The sequence below is a fragment of the Acinetobacter sp. YH12144 genome, assembly GCF_013418345.1.
GTDB classification, from domain to species: Bacteria; Pseudomonadota; Gammaproteobacteria; order Pseudomonadales; family Moraxellaceae; genus Acinetobacter; species Acinetobacter amyesii.
Map to the genome: position 1 here is coordinate 24,502 of NZ_VPCD01000025.1, position 21,778 is coordinate 46,279.

A 21,778-nucleotide genomic window follows, 5' to 3' on the forward strand; every position below is an offset into this window, starting at 1 on the left:
GCCAATATGAAGCTTTTGAGCATGATATCTAGAGATAAAACAGACTGCTTTTATACCTTAGATAATGGGCTTAACGGCAATTTATATTTTTAATTGCTATTAGTTATTTATAAGTTATTGATTTTGTGTGTCAAAAAAACAAACCAAATCCTCTAAAATAAATATTCAAAAAAGCGCAAAGTTGGAACACTTATTGCAATTTTTACTGCAAGAAAAGAGGGCGCAAAATTTGTACTGAGCTAAGACAGGGCAAATGACAGCACCATGGAAGATAAACATGAACAGCATGACACAATTACAGCCAGCGACCATTTTTAAGGATCAGTTTGGCCGTGAAAAACGCAAATTGCGCATTTCAGTGACAGACCGCTGTAATTTTAAATGTGTCTATTGTATGCCTGAACATCCTGAATGGATGAAAAAACATAATCTTCTTAGTTTTGAATCACTTTACAATTTTTGTGAGTTTATGGTGCTGCGCGGGATTGATCAGATCCGGATCACGGGCGGCGAACCTCTCATGCGTCAAGGCGTTGTGCATTTTATTCAACAGCTGCAGCAGTTGAGAAAGCTAGGCCTTAAACGTATTTCCATGACCACCAATGCGCATTACCTGAAGCAATATGCACACGCCCTAAAACAAGCAGGACTAGACGGCATAAATATCAGCTTAGACAGTTTGGATGAAGCGCAATTTTTCCAGCTGACACAAAAACAATTACAGCCTGTATTAGACGGGATTGAAGCAGCTCAGCAAGCGGGCTTTGAAATCAAAATCAATTCCGTGTTAATCAAAGGTCTAAATGAACGGCAAATCATTCCATTAACAAAATGGGCGCTGCAACAAGGTTTCGAACTGCGGTTTATCGAGTTTATGCCGTTGGATGGCGATCAAAACTGGTCTAAAGCTGCGGTTGTTACCGAACAAGACATACTGGATAAATTAAAGACTGTTTTTGAAGTGCAAACACTGCACGGTCAAGGTGCGTCACCAGCCAGATCATACTTAATCAACGGCTTGCCTATAGGTATTATTTCAACCATCAGCAATTCTTTTTGCGGCAGCTGCGACCGTTTGAGACTGAATGCGCAAGGCGAGTTTTTTAACTGCCTGTTTGCCCGAAAAGGTTTAAATCTCAGCCATGAAATTCAGCAGCTGAAAAGCAGTAAAACAACAGAGTTAATGCCGCTCGATGCAATGGCTTTGCAGCAAAAATTAGGCGGTTACATTTGGCAGAAGGAACAAGGCTTTCATGCCATAACTACCCAATCCAGCCCATCTAGAAAAATCAGCATGCATATGATTGGAGGTTAAAGATGACTCATATCACCATCAAAATAGAATCTTTTGGCGCTATTGAACGCCTGCTGCCAGAGAATTTGAGTCTGACTTGCTTCGCACAGCAGTCGATTGCAGAGGTTTTGCAGCAAGTTACAGATCAATTTCCGGAGTCGTTCAGCATGCTTGAACGCTGCGCCTGCGCTATGGGAGAAGACATTGTGCCAAGGCAAACCGCATTGATGCACGACGATTTAATTAAGATTTCACACTGTTTATTTTGATTTATGCTGTTCGAGCGTGTGTTTTCTAAATTTGCCACGATAAGGGTGTGATCCATAGGGGCTGTAAACCCAGCTTTAACTAAAAGGGCAGTGGCTTTTTCAGTTTTTTGAATGGAACTTAATTCTGTTGAGTACACCCGTTGCATCGAACGGCAAGCTAAATACTGCGTATAGTAATCCGCCATCTCAGCTGCCAGAGAAATCTGCATGCTGTGCATATCTGCAGTACGCGCTTGTAAACGTGCAAGTGCTGCATCACTTTGATTTCGATACTTTCCCCATAAATCAATTTCCCAACTGGCATCTAAGCCAATCGAGTTTTGATTAGATTGACCACTCGCATCTTTAACACGGCTGACAGAGCCATTTCCAGACAATGTAGGGTATAAGCTGGCACGTTGCGTGGTTAAATTTGCACGGGCAGCGTCAATATTGGCTAAAGCCTTGACTAAACTTTGGTTGTTTTCAAGAGTGGTACGAATCAATTGTGTTAAAGCAATATCATGAAATGATTGCCAAAATTGGGTTAACTCAACACTGTTTGAAGTTGGATCTGGTGATGAATTCCACTGAGCTGATACTTTTGCAGCGGGCGCTTGGTAGCTTCCCGAAGCAATACATCCATGCAGTAAAGGAAATAAAATCATCAGACAGCCAAACTTGGTCTGACTTGAAATATTCAAAATAGCACCAATAACTAAACTAGACGGTTTAGTTTAGTTTGACAGTTTAACACTGTCAAACTTAGACTACGCTATGAAATTACTTAAGGGGTGGCTGAATGGCTAGAGCAAAGAGTGAAATAACCAAGCAAAAAATTTTAAAAGCTGCTTTATCTGCTTTTAAAAAACAAGGTTATAGCTCGACCAGCATGGATATGATCCGTGATGAATCTGGTGTATCCAAAGCCACACTTTATAACTATTTTCCATCTAAAGAAGAATTATTTTTAGAAGTTATGATGTATGAAATGGTACAGCAGCATGGCGTGCCAGAATTTGATTTATTTGAAAAATACGAACTAACAGTTGCATTAAAAATTTTAGCAAAACAAATGATTACTGTAGCTTATTCAAAAAATATTATTGCTACGCGTCGTATGCTTGTGGCAAATGCATCGCATAAAAATCTAGGACAGCTGTGTTATGAAAAAGGACCCAAGCGTGGTGAACGCATGATGTGCGATGTTTTTCAAAAAGCGATGGATGATGGTATTTTGATGAAAGCTGAACCACGCGTTGTAGAGGCACATTTTCGTGCATTAGTGGATTCAGAATTTAGTCAAATTTTTACATTTAGTTTAGAGAATAAAATTACTGAAGAATGGATTAAGGCGGCAACGGAAAGAGCAGTTGATGTTTTAATGCGTGCATATCAAATTTAAATTATATTTTTTCTCTTCATTTCGATGAAGATGTATGGCGTTAGCTCAGCAATATTAAATTAATGACGTTGGGCTAATTTTTTGAGCACAATGTGCTGAAGCTAAGTAATAGGTGTTTATTCCTCAGAATTAAATAATATTCTATTTAACATAATATATATTATACGAAATGCCTCTGTAACTCCAAAATAGAAATGTCCGGTTTCTCCAAAGTAAAAATGTCCGCTTTTAGAATATGCACTTCTGCAATTTCCTTAGCGGACGGTTTGATATGTTGGTGTCTATGTCGGATAAAGAACTTAAACGATTGTCGGTCTTGCAGGAAACCTGCGATCAACGCATAACTCAATCCCATGCTGCTCAGCTACTTCATATTTCAGAACGTCAGATCAGACGCTTACTGCAGAAATACAAAGCCCAAGGTCCAGTTGCATTAGCCCATGCCGGTCGTGGCCAAATCAGCAATTCTAAACTTCCTGAAGAAATCAGACTCAAGTGCCTCAATATTGTTTCAGATCAACTTTATGGTTTCGGACCCACTTTAGCGCATGAAAAGCTCACTACCGTACATGGATTCGATCTTTCAGTAGAAACCCTGCGTTCTTGGATGATTGCAGCCGATTTATGGATCCCTCGCTGCAAGCGCCTGAAACGCCCATATCAGCCTCGATATAACCGAGATTGTTATGGTGAACTGGTACAAATCGATGGCTCACACCATGACTGGTTTGAAGGAAGAGCCGCTAAATGCTGTCTGCTAGTCTTTATCGATGATGCCACAGGCAAATTGCAGCATTTACGCTTCTGTGAATCAGAATCAGCCTTTGACTATATGATTTCGACACGCTTGTATGTTGAACAGCATGGTAAGCCTTTAGCGTTTTACAGCGACAAACATTCAGTCTTTAGAGTGAATCAAAGCAGCAAGAAAGACACCAAGATTACCCAGTTTGGACGTGTACTCAGCACCCTGAATATCGATATCATCTTCGCCAATTCACCGCAGGCCAAAGGCCGTGTAGAACGGGCCAACAGAACCCTTCAGGACCGTCTGATCAAGGAGATGCGCCTGAAAGGCATCTGTTCGATTGAGCAAGCGAATGCCTGGCTACCCTGCTTCATTGAGCAGTTCAATCAGAAGTTCGCCAAGATGGCTTTTAATCCTAAGAATCTACATCGGCCTATCACTGAAACAGCCGAAGAGTTAGATGATATTTTTACTTGGCGTGAACCCCGCAGAGTCACGAATAGCCTGACGATTACTTATGATAAATGCGTATATCTCTTGGAAAACACCGAAGAAAATCAGAGGTTGATCGGTAAGTATCTTGAGTTCCTGGAATACCCGGATGGTACTGTAGCCATCATGCATAATAGCCGAAAGATCAATTACAGCCTCTTCGATAAATTAAGTCAGCTGAATCAGCGAGAGATCGTTGAGAATAAACGGTTGAGTGCTGTTCTGAATCATATCCAACAACAGCATGAAGAACTGGAACAACAAAACAAACGCAATCGTTCTCAAAAGATGCCAAGTAGACGTGCACAGAAAACAGCGATTGAACAACGAAATCTGAATCCTGTGCTTGACTTGGAAATGCCTGTATAGGACATTTCTATTTGGTTTTAAGGTAGGACATTTCTACTTGGGAATAACAAGTATAATTAAGACTTTGATATTTAATATTTTTTAATTTATTGGTGCTTAAATCTTTCATTTGTGTAACAAACTTGATTTGTTGCTCTTACACATCAAACATATTTTGTGCCGCCAAGATCCTACGCAATACTGACAATATTATTTGTCCTGCTACAATCCTCAGACAAGAAAAAAGCCATAACAACGATTGCTATGGCTAATTCACATTAATTTCTATATTTAAATCAGCCTACTGTTTACCTGATTTTTGATTTATGAAGATTTAATTTCTTTACTGCTAAATGCTTTTGTTTTTTGCTCTATTTGATCCGGCTTTAAAAATGACGACGCAATAATCGCAATCACTGCAAAGCCTGAAATATAGGCAATAATTAAATTGGGGCTTCCATCACCAATACTCAACAATTTCGTCGCGATTAATGGAGCTAAACCACCACCTAGCACGCCTGCAAATTGAACTGAGATTGAAATACCGCTATAACGTATTTCTGCTGGAAATTGGCGTGAAAATAACTGTGACTGCGGCGCATACATCAAAGGAAAAACTACGCCAATACCAATCACAATGGCCGTCCAAACCAATACAGGATCCTTGGTATTTAACATTGCAAAAAATGGATAGCTGTATAAAGCCAGTACGCATAAACCAAATCTGAACATGTTTTTTTGCCCAACTTTATCAGACAAATGTCCAAAAATTGGCGTAATAACCATGATGACTGCAGCACCACAAATCGTTGCAAACAAGATATCTTGCCTAGGAATATTTAGCTGTGTGGTGGTATAGGCTAAAGCAAATGTCGATGCCAAATAGAACCAAGCATTTTCAGCAGCACGAGATAAAATAATCGTAATCAACTGCTTAGGATGATTTTTAAACACTTGTTTTGCTGGAACTTTAATTGTTTCGGTTTGAGCTTTAACTTTTTCAAAGTCTGGAGACTCAGGCACCTTTACGCGAATATACCAACCTACAGCCAGTAAAATAATGCTGGCTAAAAATGGTAGACGCCAACCCCAGCTAAAAAGTGCTTCTTCAGGCAACATTGAGACTAAACCTAAAGCCACCGAAGCGAGCAATAAACCACCACCTGTACTGGCTTGCGGTAAACTTCCCCAAAAGCCTTTTTTACCCGCTGGCGCATGTTCTACCGCCATGAGGACTGCTCCGCCCCATTCTCCACCCATGGCCATGCCCTGTATAAATCTTAAAATAATTAAACAGACCGTTGCCCAATAACCAATGGTTTCAAAAGTCGGTAACAACCCAATCATAACCGTTGGAATACCCATCAACATTAGTGTGACCAATAACATTGATTTACGACCAATTTTATCGCCAAAATGGCCAAAAACAATGCCACCAAGTGGTCGACCAATAAAGCCTACAGCATAGGTAGCAAATGCTGCCAATACGCCAGTTAAGGGATCAAGATTTGGGAAAAAAAGTCGATTGAAAATGAGTGCTGCGGCAGCACCATAGATAAAAAAGTCATACCATTCGATGGTTGTACCCACCATGCTGGAAATACCCGCTAAACGATGCGAGGACTTAGCTGGTGGAGCTGTGTTTCCCTGTACATTTTGCATTGTTATCTTCCTTATTCTGCAAGATATTTCTACGTTGCATTTTCACGATGCTTGATTTGTATGATGATTTTCTTCATGAAAATCAATATTTTTAGATCTTATATGTGTTTAATTTACGCTGAGTCACTGGTTCATATCGAACATAAAATCAAATATGAATATTGACCAAGGGTTTGAACCGTTAAAAATATAAACCTACTGATTAAATAGATATTTCCTCCATTATTTTGTCTAAAGTCGGACTAGACTGTTGCCACTTTGGCTGTTTGTCTTTATCCACAATTAATGCACGCACACCTTCGACAATATCGCCATGTTGAAACCAAACGTCTTGTAAATGTCGTTCAATTTGCATGCATTGCTTTAGTGAAAGACCTCGACCTAAATGTTGGAGTTGCAAACTGATCCTTTTCGCGATTGGAGATCGTTGTTCCAAGGTATTGCGTATTTTTAACGCCCACGCTTGAGCATCATTATGCTGTTCATTTTCAAGACTATTTTCAATGGCATCAATGCTCTCAAAACCAAAATGCTTACGAATTAAATCTGCATTTTGACTAAGTTCACTTTCCGCTGGTCGAGTAATATATTTCGCAATCAATTGTTCAATATTTTCTTTGCTGAGATGCTTGGAATTTCTTAAATCTTCTTCTAATTGAACAAGTTGCTCACTCGGAACATGGTAGTCAATCAAATCTAGATACAACGCATCGCTAGCACTGATTTGATCGCCCGTAGTTGCCATGTACACACCAATATCATCTAAACGGGATAAAAAGTGTGTCGCAGCCACATCTGGGAAAAATCCAATGGCAGTTTCAGGCATGGCAAATCTAGACTTTTCGCTGCTGACAAGCACATGACATGCTTGGGCTAAGCCAAATCCACCGCCAAGTACATAGCCATCAAGTATGACAATAATGGGTTTTTCATACGCACGAATGGTATTCAGCATTTCATACTCAGCTTGAAAATAAGCTTGATGATCTTCTTTACCATTCATATAACTATCATAGAGATAGCGAATATCTCCACCTGCACAAAATGCTTTGGGACTATTTGAGCGAATAAGTACGGCATGAATATTGGTTTGATCAGCCCATAGTGCTAATTGCTGTTGAATCCCTTGGATCATTTCTAAAGACAAGGCATTTAAACTTGCCACGCGATCTAAACTGATTTGGCCTAAATGTCCATGTTCTTCAATCATTAAGTTATTTGTACTCATATCCATATCATCCTTTTTTATTTTTAATTGTCTTTAAAATTGGCTTGGCGCTTTTCAACAAATGCTTGCATGCCTTCTTTTTGGTCTTGAGTTGCAAAAATCGAATGGAATGTTCTGCGTTCAAAACGCAAACCTTCTTGCAAACTGACTTCAAATGCACGGTTAATTGACTCTTTGATCATCATGGTTGCCACCACAGATTTTTCGGCTATTTTTTTAGCAGCATTTAAGGTCTTTTCGACTAACTCCTCTTTAGGGAAGACTTGCGCAACTAAACCACTCTGCTCTGCTTCTACTGCGCCCATTTGTCTCGCAGTCAGACACATTTCCATGGCTTTGGCCTTACCTATAGCAAGCGTTAAGCGCTGTGTCCCACCTATCCCGGGAATTACTCCCAAAGTCACTTCTGGTAAACCGAATTTTGCATTATCGGCACAGTAAATAAAGTCACACATGAGCGCTAACTCACAGCCTCCACCTAACGCATAACCACTGACAGCTGCGATTAGAGGTTTACGGCGCTGAGCAATTCGATCTGCCAGATGAAAAAAATCATCCAAATAAATATTTGGAAAACTCAGTTCAGCCATTTCTTTAATATCTGCACCAGCGGCAAAGGCTTTTTCTGAACCTGTAATAACCATACAGCCAATGGAAGAATCTCTGTCTAAATCATCTAAGGCCAAATTAAGGTCTTGAATTAATGTGCTATTTAACGCATTTAAGGCCTGAGGACGATTTAAAGTAATGAGTCCAACACCCTTGTTCTTTTCGAGTAGAATCGTTTCAAATTGCATGTAATATCCCTATATTTGTTCAATATTTATAAGTAGGCTTCGTCTGAAGCCTTGTCGTTTTAAATGTCTTAATGACCACGTTATAAGCTGCGAGCAATCACTAAACGTTGGATATCACTTGTGCCTTCATAGATTTGGCAAATACGTGCATCACGATAAATACGCTCTATAGGGAAATCTTTGAGATAGCCATAACCTCCAAAGACTTGTAATGCTGCGGAGCAAACTCGTTCTGCCATTTCAGATGAAAAAAGCTTGGCCATAGACGCTTCATTTAAGCAAGGTTGTCCTGCTTCTTTTAAACGTGCCGCGTGATAGACCAATTGGCGTGCAGCTTCTATTTCTGTTGCCATACTTGCCAATCGGAACGCAACAGCCTGATGTTCAAAGATCGGCTTTCCAAAAGTAATACGCTCTTTGGCATATCGGGTTGCTTCTTCTAATGCTGCACGTGCAAGACCGACTGCTTGCGCTGCTATACCAATACGACCGCCTTCTAGATTTGATAAGGCGATTTTCAAACCTTCACCTTCTTTTCCTAACATTAGGCTTTCATGCACACGCACGTCTGTGAGTGCGATTTGGCAGGTATCGGAAGCATGTAACCCAAGCTTTTCTTCAGTACGAATCACTTCATAACCAGGTGTTTCTCTTGGGACAATAAAAGCACTCATGCCTTTTTTCCCTGCACTTGGGTCAGTCACAGCAAAGACAATAATGACCCCTGCATTATGACCAGAGGTAATAAACTGCTTAGCACCATTAATCACCCATTCATTGCCATCTTTTACTGCACGAGTTTTAATGGCAGCAGCATCTGAACCTGTATGCGGCTCAGTTAATGCAAATGCACCGATCATTTTGCCTTGGGCTAAAGGCACTAAATATTTCTGCTTTTGTTCTTCTGTACCAAATTTAGCAATAGGAACACAGCCTACCGAGTTATGTACACTCATAATGGTTGAGGTTGCCCCATCGGCCGCGGCAATCTCTTCTAAAGCCATAACATAGGCAAGATTACCTGTATCTGAACCACCCCATTCATCTGATACCAGCATGCCCAATAAACCCAGTTCACCCATCTGTGCTAAAGCCGCTTTGGGAAAGGTACCGTGTTTATCCCATTCGGCCGCTTGAGGTTTAATTTGTTCCTGTGCGAAACTGCGTGCCATGTCCTGAATTAATAATTGTTCTTCGGTAAATTGCATCTTATCTTCCTGTACATCAATCAATTGCTTTCATCCACTTTGAAAATGATTGGAACTGAATGAAAGCTTGATTCCTGATCCTGATTGTTCGGCATTAATTAAGGGTTAATCGTTGCGTCTTTTAACTTGCATGCTGCGTAGATTGTTTTGCAATCTCTTGATTTCTTAATAAGAAACGCTGAATTTTTCCACTTGGAGTCTTCGGCAGTTCTTGAACAAACTCCACCAATCGTGGATAAGCATGTGCGGATAAGCGCTTTTTCACAAATTGCCCTAGCTGCTCTGCTAATTCTTTGGACGCTGTGACATGCTCAGCTAAAATTACAAAAGCTTTTACGATTTCTGTCCGATCTGGATCAGGCACACCAATGACCGCAGCTTCAATCACTGCATCATGCTCAAGTAAAGCGCTTTCTACATCGAATGGCCCGATACGATAACCTGATGTGGTAATCACATCATCATTACGACCAACGAAGCTCATACTGCCATCTGCGTGTAATTCTGCGGTATCACCCGTGAGGTAATAATGCTTTACAAAGGGTGACTTACGACTTTCTTTATAGCCACCAAACCACATCATCGGTGATTGACTAATATCGACAGCCAGTACTCCTGGCGTTCCTGCAGCTAGCTCTTGCCCTTGTTCATCAACAACCGCCACGCGATATCCCGGACTGGCATAACCTGCGACACCTGCGCGAATATCATGTTGTAAACCATGGTGATTACACACCACCATACCAACTTCAGTCTGACCATAATGGTCAAAGATCGGTGCATCGAGGACTTGTTTAAACCAACGGAACACTTCAGGGTTAAGCGGCTCTCCAGCACTACTCACGACTCTAAATTTCCCTTTGAGTTTTGCCATTTGTTCAGGATCAGCCGCCATCATCATTCGATACGCTGTCGGTGCGCCTGCAAGGTTCGTCACCTTGTAGTCATCTACGATCTGACACAAACTATCAATGCTAAAACCACCTTCGTAAAAGAGTGTTGCATGTCCAAGTAAAAGTGGCCCAGTGATTCCATAATACAAACCATAAGCCCAACCCGGATCGGCAATATTCCAAAACGAATCATCTTCACGTAGCCCTACCGCATTTTTCATATATTGACCAAAAGCGATCAAAGCTTTAAGCGGGACTTCTAAGGGCTTTGCAGGACCTGTAGTACCTGAAGTAAACATCAAAAGAAATGGATCATTGATGCTCTGTAGGACAATTTCACAATCTGTAGACTGTGCGTTTACTTCATCCCAAAAGTTTAAATCTCCCTGTTGAATTCCTTGACCCGCTCGAACTGCAACAGTAACGATTTGGGGACAATGTGCAACTTCATCTAATTTACTGCGATTACCAACATCGCTAATCACCAATTTGCTTTGTGCAAGGTGTAAACGATGTTCAATGGCTTTGGGGCCAAAGGCGGTAAATAGCGGTTGATATACAGCACCTATTCGCCAAGCCCCTAAAATCACCACAAGTAATTCAACTGTACGGGGTAATAAACCCGATACACGATCACCTTTTTGCACACCCTGTGACTTTAAAAAATTGGCAAATTGGCTCGACCACTGTTGCAGCTCTGCAAAGGTATACTGTTCTTTCCGCCCATCTTTACCTTGCCAATACAGTGCGACCTTATTTTGATCAATCGCATGACGGTCGCAGCATTCATAACATGCATTTAATTGCTCTAAAGAGCCTGATAACATTTCTTTGGCAGCATGATTTAAGTCAAATGCCTTAGCAACATCTTGATAATTCGACATCTTCTCTACCTCAGTCTCAATTTATTGTTATTCCGACACGAGTGTTTGTATTGTTAGCCATCCCTAGGCCTGATTGGTGTTCAATGCGATTATTCAGCATCCTTAGGTAAATATTGCTGCACGATGCTTGAAAAATCTAAGTGTGCATTACCTTGTAAACACAGCTGTTGATACATCTGCTGAACCAGTCCGCCTAAAATAATCGGCTGTTTGACTTGTCCTGCGGCTTCTACAGCTAATCCTAGATCTTTCAACATCAACTGCGTTGCAAAACCATCGGTATAGCCACGTCCCGCAGGTGCATTTGCTGAGATACCCGGCCATGGATTACATACATCCGAACTCCAGCAACGTCCGCTCGAACTATTCACCACACCTGCTAAGGCTTGAGGATCAATCCCTAGACGCGCACCGAGCGCCATACCTTCAGCAACGGCTGCCATGGAAATACCAAGAATCAAGTTATTGCAAATTTTCGCAATTTGACCTGCACCCACATCACCACAATGCACAATGTTTTTACCCATGTGGCCCAATACCGCTTTGGTTTTTTCAAAGGTTTGATCATCCGAACCGACCATAAAGGTTAATGTACCTGCCTGAGCACCAATAGTTCCGCCTGAAACAGGTGCATCACAGATTTTTATCTGATGTGCAGCACCCGCCTCGGCTATATCCTTAATGGTTTGCGGATCAATGGTACTGCTATCGATACATAAGCTTCCTGCTTTCATTACCGCCAATACACCATTTTCTCCCAAGTACACCTCTTTGACATGCTTGGCAGCAGGCAACATGCTAATCAAGACATCTGCTTGTTTCGCGGCATCTTGTGGGCTGTGGCAAACGATGCCACCTGCTTCAGTAAAATGCTGAATCGCAATTTCACTTAAGTCGAAACCGTAAACCGTAAAACCTGCTTTGAGTAGGTTTTGGGCCATTTTTCCGCCCATGTTTCCTAAACCGATAAAGGCAATATTCATCCTTGAACTCCTAAATTAACGTAGGTTAATGGTGGTATTCACTTCACCTTTTTCTTGTGTATCTTCGAACCAACGACTGGTGATGGTTTTAGTTTGTGTATAGAACTGAACTGCTTGCTTACCATATGGACCTAAGTCACCCAGTTTTGAACCACGCGATCCTGTAAAACTAAAGAAAGGTACAGGTACAGGAATTGGAATATTGATACCCACTTGACCAATATCGATATCACTTTGGAATGTACGAGCAACTGCACCACTTTGTGTAAACAGTCCAACACCGTTGCCGAATGGATTAGCATTAATCAATTCAATCGCCTGCTCCAAAGTATCGACATGAATAATGGCTAAAACGGGCCCAAAGATCTCTTCGGTATAGATGCGCATATCGGTTGAAACTTGATTAAAAATCGTCGCTCCGACAAAGTTTCCTTGCTCATAGCCAATGACTTGAACATCACGACCATCCAGCAACAGTTCTGCGCCTTGTTCTACACCGCTTTGAATTAAATCCAATACACGTGCTTTTGCGCGAGGTGAAATGACTGGGCCAATATCGGTATTCGGTTCATGGCCTGCATTGACCTTCAGAGTTTTGGCTTTTTCAACCAGTTCATTAACCCATTCTTTACTTTCACCAACCATGACAGCAACAGACAAAGCCATACAACGCTGACCTGCTGCACCAAATGCTGCACCAACGAGAGCATTTAAGGTTTGTTCTTTATTGGCATCTGGCATCACCACCACATGGTTTTTGGCCCCCATCATCGACTGCACACGTTTTCCATGCTGTCCTGCAAGGTTATATACATGTGTACCAACGGCTGTAGAGCCTACAAATGAAATGGCCTTAATAGCTTGATGTGTGCATAAACGATCAACAACGTCTTTACCACCATGCACTACGTTTAATACACCTGCTGGAATACCGGCTTCAATCGCAAGTTCGACAAGCATCATGGTCGATAATGGATCTTGTTCAGATGGCTTTAAAACAAAGGTATTTCCACAGACGATGGCCATTGGGAACATCCACAGTGGAATCATCGCAGGAAAGTTAAATGGCGTAATTCCTGCACATACACCCAAAGGTTGCTGCAAGGTATAGGTATCCACACCACGTGCAACACCTTCTATATATTCGCCCATTTGAAGTGTGCCAACCGAACACGCATGCTCAACGACTTCTAAACCACGTTGAATATCACCTTCAGCATCTGCAAGCGTCTTTCCTTGCTCAGCCGTCAGTACACGGGCAATCTCTTTCATATTGCTACGGATGAGATCTTGTAGCTTCAGCATAATGCGCATACGTGCTTGAACAGGCGTTAAGCGCCAAGTTTTAAACGCCTCTTGCGCTGAAGCAATCGCTGCATCCACTTCTTCCATAGTCGCCATTGGAACACGACCCAAAACCTCTTGAGTTGCAGGATTTAGAATGTCTTGCCACTCTGTAGTGTTTGACTCTACAAATTTACCGTTAATTAATAATTTAGCCGTCGCTGACTGAATATTTGACATTGTGTTCATGACCTCTCCATAGGCACTTATTGTTTTGTACTGACTTAGAAAATATCCAAAAGCCTTATATTTATATTTTCCAATTCACTTCAAACTAGCAAAGAAAATTTTGACTACCAATAGAGATTCACGCACGATTGATGTGCAAATATGCACAGGGATGACAATAACAATGAAAGTAGACTGGGATCATTTACAGTATTTTTTGGTTTTGGCTCGTGCGAAAACCTTAACCAATACTGCACGAATTATTGGTGTGGAGCATAGTACGGTTTCTCGACGTATACATGCGCTAGAACTGGCTTTAGGCACGCCATTATTTAAACGTGAAGCCACAGGTTATGAGCTTACCTTAGAAGGTTTGGCACTGGTTCCTCGAGTTGAACAAATGGAACAGGCTTTTTTACAAATCGAAAAACCTAACCAACCTATGCAAGGTCGTGTGCGAATTGGCACACCCGAAGGATTTGGAACAGCATTTTTGACACAGCTCTTGGCAGAATTGTCCAAAAAATATCCATTGCTGACAATCGACCTTATTCCTGTGCCGAAAATGATCAAGCTTTCACATCGTGAAGCAGATATTGTTATTTCCATTGATCGACCGAAATCAGGCCCCTATATCATTACTCGACTGGCAGACTATTGTTTAAAGATTTATGGCAGTAAGGAATACTTAAAAAACACGCAACCCATTCATACATTAGAAGATTTAAAATCACACACTTTTGTGAACTATATAGATGATTTGGTCTATAGCCCTGAACTGTATTGTTTAGAGCGCTTACCTATTCAGCTCAATGCCAACTTTAGAAGTAGTAGTATTTTGGCGCAACAAATTGCCGTGAGTGCGGGTGCAGGATTGGCAATATTGCCCAAGTTTTTGGCCGAGGAAAAACCCGAATTAGAACAAGTCTTGGCGCAAGATGTTCGTTTTGTGCATACCTTTTGGATGCTAACCTTAGTTGATTTACAGCATGAGCCGCGTATTAAACTGGTTTGGGACTTTTTGAGAAAAAGAACCGACCAATATCATAGTTTATTAATGGATTAAGAAATGAAGCTACCTTCCAAACTATAACTGTTATAGAAATTTAGATGAATGTTGTATCTATGCTTTCAAGTGATATACCCCAATAATCACCTATAACCACTAGGGATTTAGAGTACATCTTATGAGCAATCAAGAGCCTAAAAAACCGCAAAAATATGCAGACAGTGAAATTTCAGATAAGGCCTTTAAACGTGCCATTATTTGGTTCTCGATCTATGTGCTTTTATTCTGTATTGGTGTAGCGTTTGTCGTTGGTGCAGATAATTCCTATCTACCTTAAGCGATAATCTATTCGCTTATTGCAACTTGCTATTGCATGTATATCTTACATTTCATGTTCGCTCATGATCAGCTCATAATGAATTGATCATTAAGCCAAATAAATTGGTTTAAATTTGAATTTTAAAAAAGCTTGTAAGTCTAGATTTACAAGCTTTTTGCATTTTTAAAATGATCAAATCACAGCTATAAAAATTACTTTCCCCTCTGAATCACTTATGCAGGACTCTGCTTTTTCACTTGGTGCTGAAGATGCGTTTGAATGTATTCACCGTAGACCGACATTTTTTCGAAGATATGCTCTGAATAAAACATGTCTTCTACCAAGACTTGCGCACCGTCAAACTCATATAAACCCAATCGTTGTAAAATTTTGGCATTAATAAACGAAAATTTTTGGCATAAATCGATATATTGTTGATCTTTGTCTTTAAATAGCAGCTTTAACATATTGATTTTACTTAAATCAAAGTCGATCGATTCAACTTTATCCGCCAAGACATAAATTTCAACATCTAAAAATTCAGCGAGCTGTTTTAATTTTTCTAAGTTGATATGTAGATGTGTAATACAAATGATTTTGGAAACTTTCGGATTACATAAGCTATTGATCAAACCAAAATAGAAGTATTCTGCTGGCGATAGTTGTTCTTTATGTAGCTCAATGTAGACATTTAGTCCCGATAAAACATCATCAACTTTAAATGCGCTAAGTTTAGCCTCCGCTTGATAATAACGATTTAATATCGCAACATTTTCAGGGCTTTGCGGTGTAGCGTAGATCACCTTCTGATTCAAATTCGCTAGGATAAATGGTGCAAATAAGAAAGCCGCATTTTCAGCCTTGGCTTGCATATGCTCCTGACAAATACTGACATAGCCCACTTGCTGTACTTGTCGTAAAATTCGACTGCGTAAAAGTACTGCTTCTAAATTAGTATGCTGTTGTTGCAACAGATGCAGCGTTGAATCTGTCAATGGAACACCCACCAGTAAATGTTGTAACAGTTCTAATTCACTGGCTTTAAACATAGTCAACTCCCTAACTTCCATACCATTTGACGCCACAAGTGTTGTGGTTAATGCACCTTATAAAAAATTCAAGCTTAAAACTAGATACAGTGAATTTGAAAAAACATATAACAGTACCGACCCATCTGTTATAAAAATATAATGCTGGGAAACTTTTACTGATATATTTATAACAGAATCTTGACTTGTTGATGACTATGTATAAATCGGAACAGCTTGCTCAGCACTTACGTCAACTGATTGAAAATGGCACTTTAAAAGCGCACGAAAAACTTCCGTCTTTACGTGAACAAGTGCAGTTGTCCGGCTTTAGTTTAATCACGGTCATGAATGCCTATCAGGAGTTGGAATCGCGTGGCTTAATCTATGCACGTGAAAAATCAGGCTACTATGTGGCGCAAGGCTTAGTCGAAATAGAAGCTGAACACACTCAGATCGTGTCCTTAAACACACCGGTTGAAATTAACTCTCTGGTCTTTAAGTATTTAAAATCAATACAAGATGAAAAAATCGTTCCCTTGGGTTCAGCTTTTCCAGCTCAAGACATTGTTTTTTCTAAAAAGTTAACCCAAATCATGGGGCAAATTTCCCGAAATCCCAAAAGTTACGATGCCATTGATAATCTTCCACCCGGAAATTTAGCCCTTCGTAAGTTGATTGCACAGCGTTATTGCATGCAAGGCATTGCCACAGATCCAGAGGATATTGTGATTACCTCAGGCTGTATGGATGCGCTGAATCTTTCCTTACAGGCCATAGCCTCACCGGGTGACTATATTGTGTTACAGCAAAATATTTTCTATGGCGCCTTGCAAGCTGCAGAGCGCTTAGGCCTTAAAGTGGTGACCTTACCTGAACATCCACAAGACGGTTTTGATTTAACCGCGTTTGAACATATTTTAAAAACTTATCCCGTCAAGATCTGTTGGCTGATGCTAAATTCACATAATCCTGTGGGCTTCACAGTGAGTGATGAAATCAAGCAAAAAATTGCCGTGCTCTTACACCAATATCATGTGCATTTAATTGAGGACGATGTGTATGAAGAAATGCATTATGCGTCTAAGAAACCCGTATCAATGAAATATTTTGACCAAAATAATATGGTCTTACATTGCTCATCTTTTTCTAAAACGTTGGGCGCTGCATTTCGAGTGGGTTGGGTACACGCCGGTAAATACTCTCAAGCGATTCAACACTTACAACTCATGAGCACTATTTCCGTCAATACCTTATTGCAAAATGCCTTGGTGGAATTTATTTCAAATTATCATTATGAAAAACATTTACGGGTCTTAAGAAAAAGTCTACAGCAACATAAATTACAGTTTTACCGTTATTTAGAAAGCCGCCTACCGACTGGATGCAAATTACAATATCATCCAAGTGGTTATTTTCTTTGGTTAAAACTACCAGAAAATATTGAAAGCATGGCGGTCTATGAAGCCTTAATTCAACAGCAGATCGGTGTTGCTCCAGGCCGTTTATTTAACGTATCAGAAGCCAAAACTCAATATATCCGTTTAAATTGTTCCTTTGCATGGAAGGATGAGATTCAAAAGACTTTAGATGCCCTCCTTAGTACAATCTCTGCACTTTCCTCAGATCAGATGAATATTTGACAATTTTTATTGTCATTATTATGCTCAAACAGATATTGTTCAAATACATATATTTGTTGTTGAGATAACAACGAATTCATTCAATATTTACCAAAATTCAAAAAACAAATAGGTTCGTTCATGGAAGATCAAAAACACAGTCAACGCATACATGCCTTTAGTTCGGATGTACTCACAGATCTGGATGCTGTGGGGATTGCACAGCTCATCAAATCTAAAGAAGCCTCTGTACAGGAAATTACACAAGCGGCCATTGCACGTGCGGAACAAGTCAATCCGCATCTAAATGCCATTGAACTGGACTGTTTTCAACGTGCTTTAGAGAAAAATCAATATGTTGAACATGGTCTATTTGCGGGCGTCCCTTTTTTCTTTAAAGATAATCTAGATTATCAAGGATTGCCCTCACGCCATGGTTCAAAGGCCATAGGTTTAAAACCAGCCGATCGTAATCCTCAAATTAGCCAACAAATCTTAGATCAAGGGTTTGTCGTATTAGGAAAATCCAAGCTCCCTGAATTTGGTCTAAATGCCAGCACCGAATATAAAGATGGATCAGCCACCTATAACCCTTGGCATTTAGGTTATTCCTGCGGTGCATCTTCAGGGGGTTCCGCAGCTCTCGTTGCAGCCGGTGTAGTTCCGATTGCCCATGCCAATGATGGCGGTGGTTCGATTCGAATCCCTGCTGCATGCTGCGGTTTGATTGGATTAAAGCCTAGCCGTGGCCGTACTTATGACAGTGAAGCAGCAGGTTCTCTTCCGATTAATATCATCAGTGAAGGTGTCCTAACCCGTAGCATACGAGATACTGCGCATTTCTATGCAGGAATGGAGTCAAGTTATTATAATAAAAAGTTGCCACGCATAGGCATGATTCATGGGCCTTCTAAACGTCGACTACGCATAGGCTTAGTCCCGCAATCGATTACAGGGCAAATAGATAGCGAAACAACTGCAACGTTAATGCATAGCGCAGCACTCTTAGAAAAATTAGGCCATCATGTTGAAGAACTTCAATTACCTTTTTCCTTAAGCTTTGTTGAAGATTTTAGTGAATATTGGGGGATGTTATCCTTTTTACTGAGTACCTTTGGCAAGAAAATCTTTGGCGCTGACTTTAATCCCAAAGAGTTAGATCACTTAACCGTTGGTTTATCGAAGTTGTATAAAAAGAACTTTTATAAAACCCCGCTGTTTCTGTATCGATTAAAGAAAATGCAGCAACAATATCGTGAAATCTTTAAGCATTATGACGTTTTGCTATCGCCTGTACTTGCACATACCACACCGAAAATCGGCTATTTATCACCTCAATTACCGTTTGACCAGTTATTTGAACGTATACAGAACTATGTGACTTTTACCCCCATCCAAAATGTTGTTGGTGCGCCAGGTATGTCGATTCCTATGGGAGAAACCCAAAACGACGGACTACCGATCAGTATGCAAATATCAGCCGATGTCGGTGATGAAAAAACCTTGATCGAACTGGCGTATGAAATTGAAGAAGCTCAGCCATGGCGACGTATTCAGGATATGCCTCGAACTGCTTAACAGCCCAATCAAAGGTTTAAAAAAGGGAGCTGATTGGCTCCCTTTTTTATTTTCAAATCCGCAGCATAAGGCTTTGCAAGGGATAACTGTATTTGAATACAAGATACTTAATTAAAATGATACGTTAGTCCTGCATATACCGCCCGACCTTCACCCGGTGTTAAACGAGCAGGATCTTTGCCGGCATCGTTATAGCCCGGTGTCACGGTAGATGCATATTTTTTATTGGCCATATTTCTGAAATCCAACCAAGCCAAATACTGTTTTTGTGGTTGCATATAGCCGAACGATGCTCCCCAAATTTGCCAATCTTTTGCGTAGAAACTATTGGCATAGTCGGTTGCGACCTTTGCGGCATAAAGTGTATTCACCGCAGCATAAAAGCCTAAAGGATGTTCGTATTTCAGTTCAGCCTGATAGATGTGTTTTGGTATACCTGCCAGCTCATTTTTTCCAAATACCGCATCATTTTTATAGTGAAAATCATTCAAGGTATAGGCTTGTTTTAGTTGAACCTGTCCATATGTATCATTTTGCCAAAGTGAACTGTTTAAACCGACTTCAATCCCTTGATGGATGGTGTCTGAAGCATTCGATTCGTAAATTATCGGATTAGGCTCTGGTTGGATTTCAACAGCCAACAGTTCATTTTTAACCTGTGAATAGTAATATGCAATATTCCACTCACCCAGTGCATGTTGACCACGCCCACCTAGTTCAAGAGTATTCGCTGTCTGACTATTCAAATGAATCGGAGCATTTTGGCGTCCCGTCGCTGCGCCACTTTCATCGGGGAACTTTTGATCCGAACCCCAAATTAAAGCCCAAGGATGTGGTGCTTCTAAGCTTCGACTGACATTGGCAAAGAGCTGTGTTTCAGGTTGGATTTGATATCGAAAACCTAGCGATGGCAGGACATTCCATTCACGAATATTTTCTTTATGACTTTGCACAGGCCATGTCACTTCACTTTCACGATGGGTGTACGCCAATGCAACTCGACTATCGAGCCAAAACTGTGGGTGTAGTGCCAAGGCATTGGCATAATGTAAAACATAGTCACCACCTTGGTAGGTATAATGCCGCGTTTCTGTACCCGCAGCATAGGCGCCTTGCGCTACACGCAAGCGTTCAACGACCTGACCATCTGGCAAATGCGTGGTACTACGAAAACCTAAAGTATTTTGGCTTTCATGCCCCCATAGCGTTCGGTCAAATTGGTAGTTAAATAAGGTAATGATATCGTCATAGTCAACATCGGTACTATACAAACCTTCTTGCAAATCCATCGGATAATGATGATAGGCCAGACCCAACTGTAAACGATCGCCCGAGTCCAAAGTCATATTGGTTTTATTCGCCAACCAAAGACTTCCCGGCTGCGGACGATTATTATTCAGCGAGATATTTTGGGCTACTGCTTGTTTTGGATTTTGTTCAATCTGTTGTTGGGTTAGACGTCCCGGCGTTTGGTGTTCAGTCTCTCGGTAACGCAGATAAAAACGTGTATCTAGGTTTGGATTTATTTGATATCCCACATTGGCCGATATACCTTTACTCTGGCTTGAAGCATGATCTTGAAAACCATCATCATCACTTTGCGTTAATGAAACATAATAGTCTAAGTCACCGATTTGTTGTCCTGAGCTGATTTCACTTTTCTGATAACCGTGGCTACCCATTTCATGATGCACTGACAGTTTTGCTGCATTTTTTCCAGTTGGGCTATCATAGTTAATTAGACCACCCAAGCTTAATGCACCACGTGTTAAACCATTAGCCCCCCGTAAAACCTCTATATGGTCTACCCACAGCGGCTCAAGCAGTTCATAAGGTGTTCCACCCGGCCCTGTAAATGGCAAATCATCTAAGGTCACATACAACCCTGAAGCATGCGCCCCCGGTGCACGATTGATCCCGGAGCCACGTATCGACAGTTTCACCCCTTCATTTCCAGAAGATGCTGCGTATATCCCCGGTTGATTTTTAAATAAATCAGCATTTGTTCGCTTGGGTACATCTTGAATGTCTGCTGCAACGATCGCATTGGTTGCACCATTTACTTTAGTCAGTGCTTTTTTTATTTGATCATCCATTGAACTTTGTTCAACGTTAATGGTGATTTCAGGTAATACATTGCTATCTGCAACACTATATTGTGCCATTGCAGTAAGCATCATTAGGCTTAAAAGCTTAAGTGACGTGTTGTTATATTTGGAAAATTGAGGGACATCCATGATTGCGTCTTCTAAGTGAAACGAATTTAACGGCAAGGATTGTAGTGTGTTTTATCATCATGTATGTATCAAAATATTTCAAAATTCATGATTTTTATTAATATTCTTCTTCGTATTTTTATATTCAAATGATTTGTTAAATGAAATAAAACAGATAATTAGATCTCTTTCATAAATCAAAAAACGATCTTCTTTTTGGTTAATATTTGCACTCCGGATTTCTTAGCATTCGTGCATAATCTGCGGATGAAATACATCGATTCAAACAAGCTTTCTGATCCTC

Annotated in this window: 17 protein-coding genes and 1 pseudogene; 8 read left to right on the forward strand and 10 right to left on the reverse strand. The window is 40.7% G+C overall.

Going from position 1 to position 21,778, the window contains the following annotated elements; genetic code table 11:
- The first annotated feature begins 277 nt into the window (after positions 1-277).
- Both moaA and FTU79_RS16625 read left to right on the forward strand, forming a co-directional pair.
- Entirely contained in the window at positions 278-1,315 is a 1,038-nt protein-coding gene (moaA, locus tag FTU79_RS14620) for a GTP 3',8-cyclase MoaA (RefSeq protein ID WP_180051022.1), read from the forward strand.
- Positions 1,316-1,317: 2 nt separating this feature from the next.
- Positions 1,318-1,563, forward strand: coding sequence for a MoaD/ThiS family protein (locus FTU79_RS16625; RefSeq protein ID WP_257224330.1), 246 nt, complete (start codon positions 1,318-1,320; stop codon positions 1,561-1,563).
- A gap of 11 nt (positions 1,564-1,574) precedes the next feature.
- Here FTU79_RS16625 and FTU79_RS14625 read toward each other — a convergent pair.
- Positions 1,575-2,210: pseudogene (locus FTU79_RS14625) on the reverse strand (TolC family protein); the annotation flags it as partial.
- A 134-nt stretch (positions 2,211-2,344) separates the two neighbouring features.
- Here FTU79_RS14625 and FTU79_RS14630 point away from each other — a divergent pair.
- Positions 2,345-2,947, forward strand: a complete 603-nt coding sequence (locus tag FTU79_RS14630) for a TetR/AcrR family transcriptional regulator (protein ID WP_180051030.1) — start codon at positions 2,345-2,347, stop codon at positions 2,945-2,947.
- Positions 2,948-3,230: 283 nt separating this feature from the next.
- Positions 3,231-4,556: an ISNCY family transposase gene (locus tag FTU79_RS14635; protein WP_180008153.1), complete on the forward strand. Its 1,326-nt coding sequence runs from the start codon at positions 3,231-3,233 to the stop codon at positions 4,554-4,556.
- Between the two features lie 303 nt (positions 4,557-4,859).
- Here the strand turns inward: FTU79_RS14635 and FTU79_RS14640 are convergent, their stop codons facing one another.
- The 7 genes from FTU79_RS14640 to FTU79_RS14670 all read right to left on the reverse strand — a co-directional run bounded on the left by FTU79_RS14640 (position 4,860) and on the right by FTU79_RS14670 (position 13,723).
- Positions 4,860-6,197, reverse strand: coding sequence for an MFS transporter (locus FTU79_RS14640; RefSeq protein WP_180008152.1), 1,338 nt, complete (start codon positions 6,195-6,197; stop codon positions 4,860-4,862).
- Positions 6,198-6,399: 202 nt separating this feature from the next.
- A complete protein-coding gene (locus FTU79_RS14645) occupies positions 6,400-7,425 on the reverse strand; it encodes an enoyl-CoA hydratase/isomerase family protein (protein ID WP_180008151.1) in 1,026 nt (341 codons plus the stop codon).
- A gap of 23 nt (positions 7,426-7,448) precedes the next feature.
- On the reverse strand, positions 7,449-8,222 hold the full coding sequence (locus FTU79_RS14650) for an enoyl-CoA hydratase (protein ID WP_180008150.1): 774 nt from the start codon (positions 8,220-8,222) through the stop codon (positions 7,449-7,451).
- Positions 8,223-8,302: 80 nt separating this feature from the next.
- The gene (locus tag FTU79_RS14655; protein ID WP_180035213.1) at positions 8,303-9,430 is read right to left on the reverse strand and encodes an acyl-CoA dehydrogenase family protein; all 1,128 of its coding nucleotides are present in this window, start codon (positions 9,428-9,430) and stop codon (positions 8,303-8,305) included.
- 121 nt (positions 9,431-9,551) lie between these two features.
- Positions 9,552-11,207 carry an AMP-binding protein gene (locus tag FTU79_RS14660; RefSeq protein WP_180051033.1) on the reverse strand — a complete coding sequence of 552 codons (1,656 nt, stop codon included), beginning with the start codon at positions 11,205-11,207 and terminating at the stop codon, positions 9,552-9,554.
- A gap of 89 nt (positions 11,208-11,296) precedes the next feature.
- Positions 11,297-12,190 carry a 3-hydroxyisobutyrate dehydrogenase gene (gene mmsB / locus FTU79_RS14665; RefSeq protein ID WP_180051036.1) on the reverse strand — a complete coding sequence of 298 codons (894 nt, stop codon included), beginning with the start codon at positions 12,188-12,190 and terminating at the stop codon, positions 11,297-11,299.
- A 15-nt stretch (positions 12,191-12,205) separates the two neighbouring features.
- A complete protein-coding gene (locus tag FTU79_RS14670; RefSeq protein WP_180051039.1) occupies positions 12,206-13,723 on the reverse strand; it encodes a CoA-acylating methylmalonate-semialdehyde dehydrogenase in 1,518 nt (505 codons plus the stop codon).
- Between the two features lie 163 nt (positions 13,724-13,886).
- Here FTU79_RS14670 and FTU79_RS14675 point away from each other — a divergent pair, with 163 nt between their 5' ends.
- Positions 13,887-14,768, forward strand: a complete 882-nt coding sequence (locus tag FTU79_RS14675) for a LysR family transcriptional regulator (protein WP_078193328.1) — start codon at positions 13,887-13,889, stop codon at positions 14,766-14,768.
- A 121-nt stretch (positions 14,769-14,889) separates the two neighbouring features.
- Positions 14,890-15,048 carry a hypothetical protein gene (locus tag FTU79_RS14680; RefSeq protein ID WP_168379604.1) on the forward strand — a complete coding sequence of 53 codons (159 nt, stop codon included), beginning with the start codon at positions 14,890-14,892 and terminating at the stop codon, positions 15,046-15,048.
- Between the two features lie 215 nt (positions 15,049-15,263).
- Here FTU79_RS14680 and FTU79_RS14685 read toward each other — a convergent pair whose 3' ends face one another.
- Entirely contained in the window at positions 15,264-16,079 is an 816-nt protein-coding gene (locus FTU79_RS14685; RefSeq protein ID WP_180051042.1) for a hypothetical protein, read from the reverse strand.
- A gap of 197 nt (positions 16,080-16,276) precedes the next feature.
- Here FTU79_RS14685 and FTU79_RS14690 point away from each other — a divergent pair, with 197 nt between their 5' ends.
- The gene (locus tag FTU79_RS14690; protein WP_180051054.1) at positions 16,277-17,701 is read left to right on the forward strand and encodes a PLP-dependent aminotransferase family protein; all 1,425 of its coding nucleotides are present in this window, start codon (positions 16,277-16,279) and stop codon (positions 17,699-17,701) included.
- 120 nt (positions 17,702-17,821) lie between these two features.
- Complete coding sequence (locus FTU79_RS14695; RefSeq protein ID WP_180051045.1) at positions 17,822-19,258, forward strand: amidase; 1,437 nt, start codon at positions 17,822-17,824, stop codon at positions 19,256-19,258.
- Positions 19,259-19,365: 107 nt separating this feature from the next.
- Here the strand turns inward: FTU79_RS14695 and FTU79_RS14700 are convergent, their stop codons facing one another.
- Positions 19,366-21,495, reverse strand: coding sequence for a TonB-dependent receptor domain-containing protein (locus FTU79_RS14700; protein WP_180051048.1), 2,130 nt, complete (start codon positions 21,493-21,495; stop codon positions 19,366-19,368).
- Positions 21,496-21,778 lie beyond the last annotated feature (283 nt).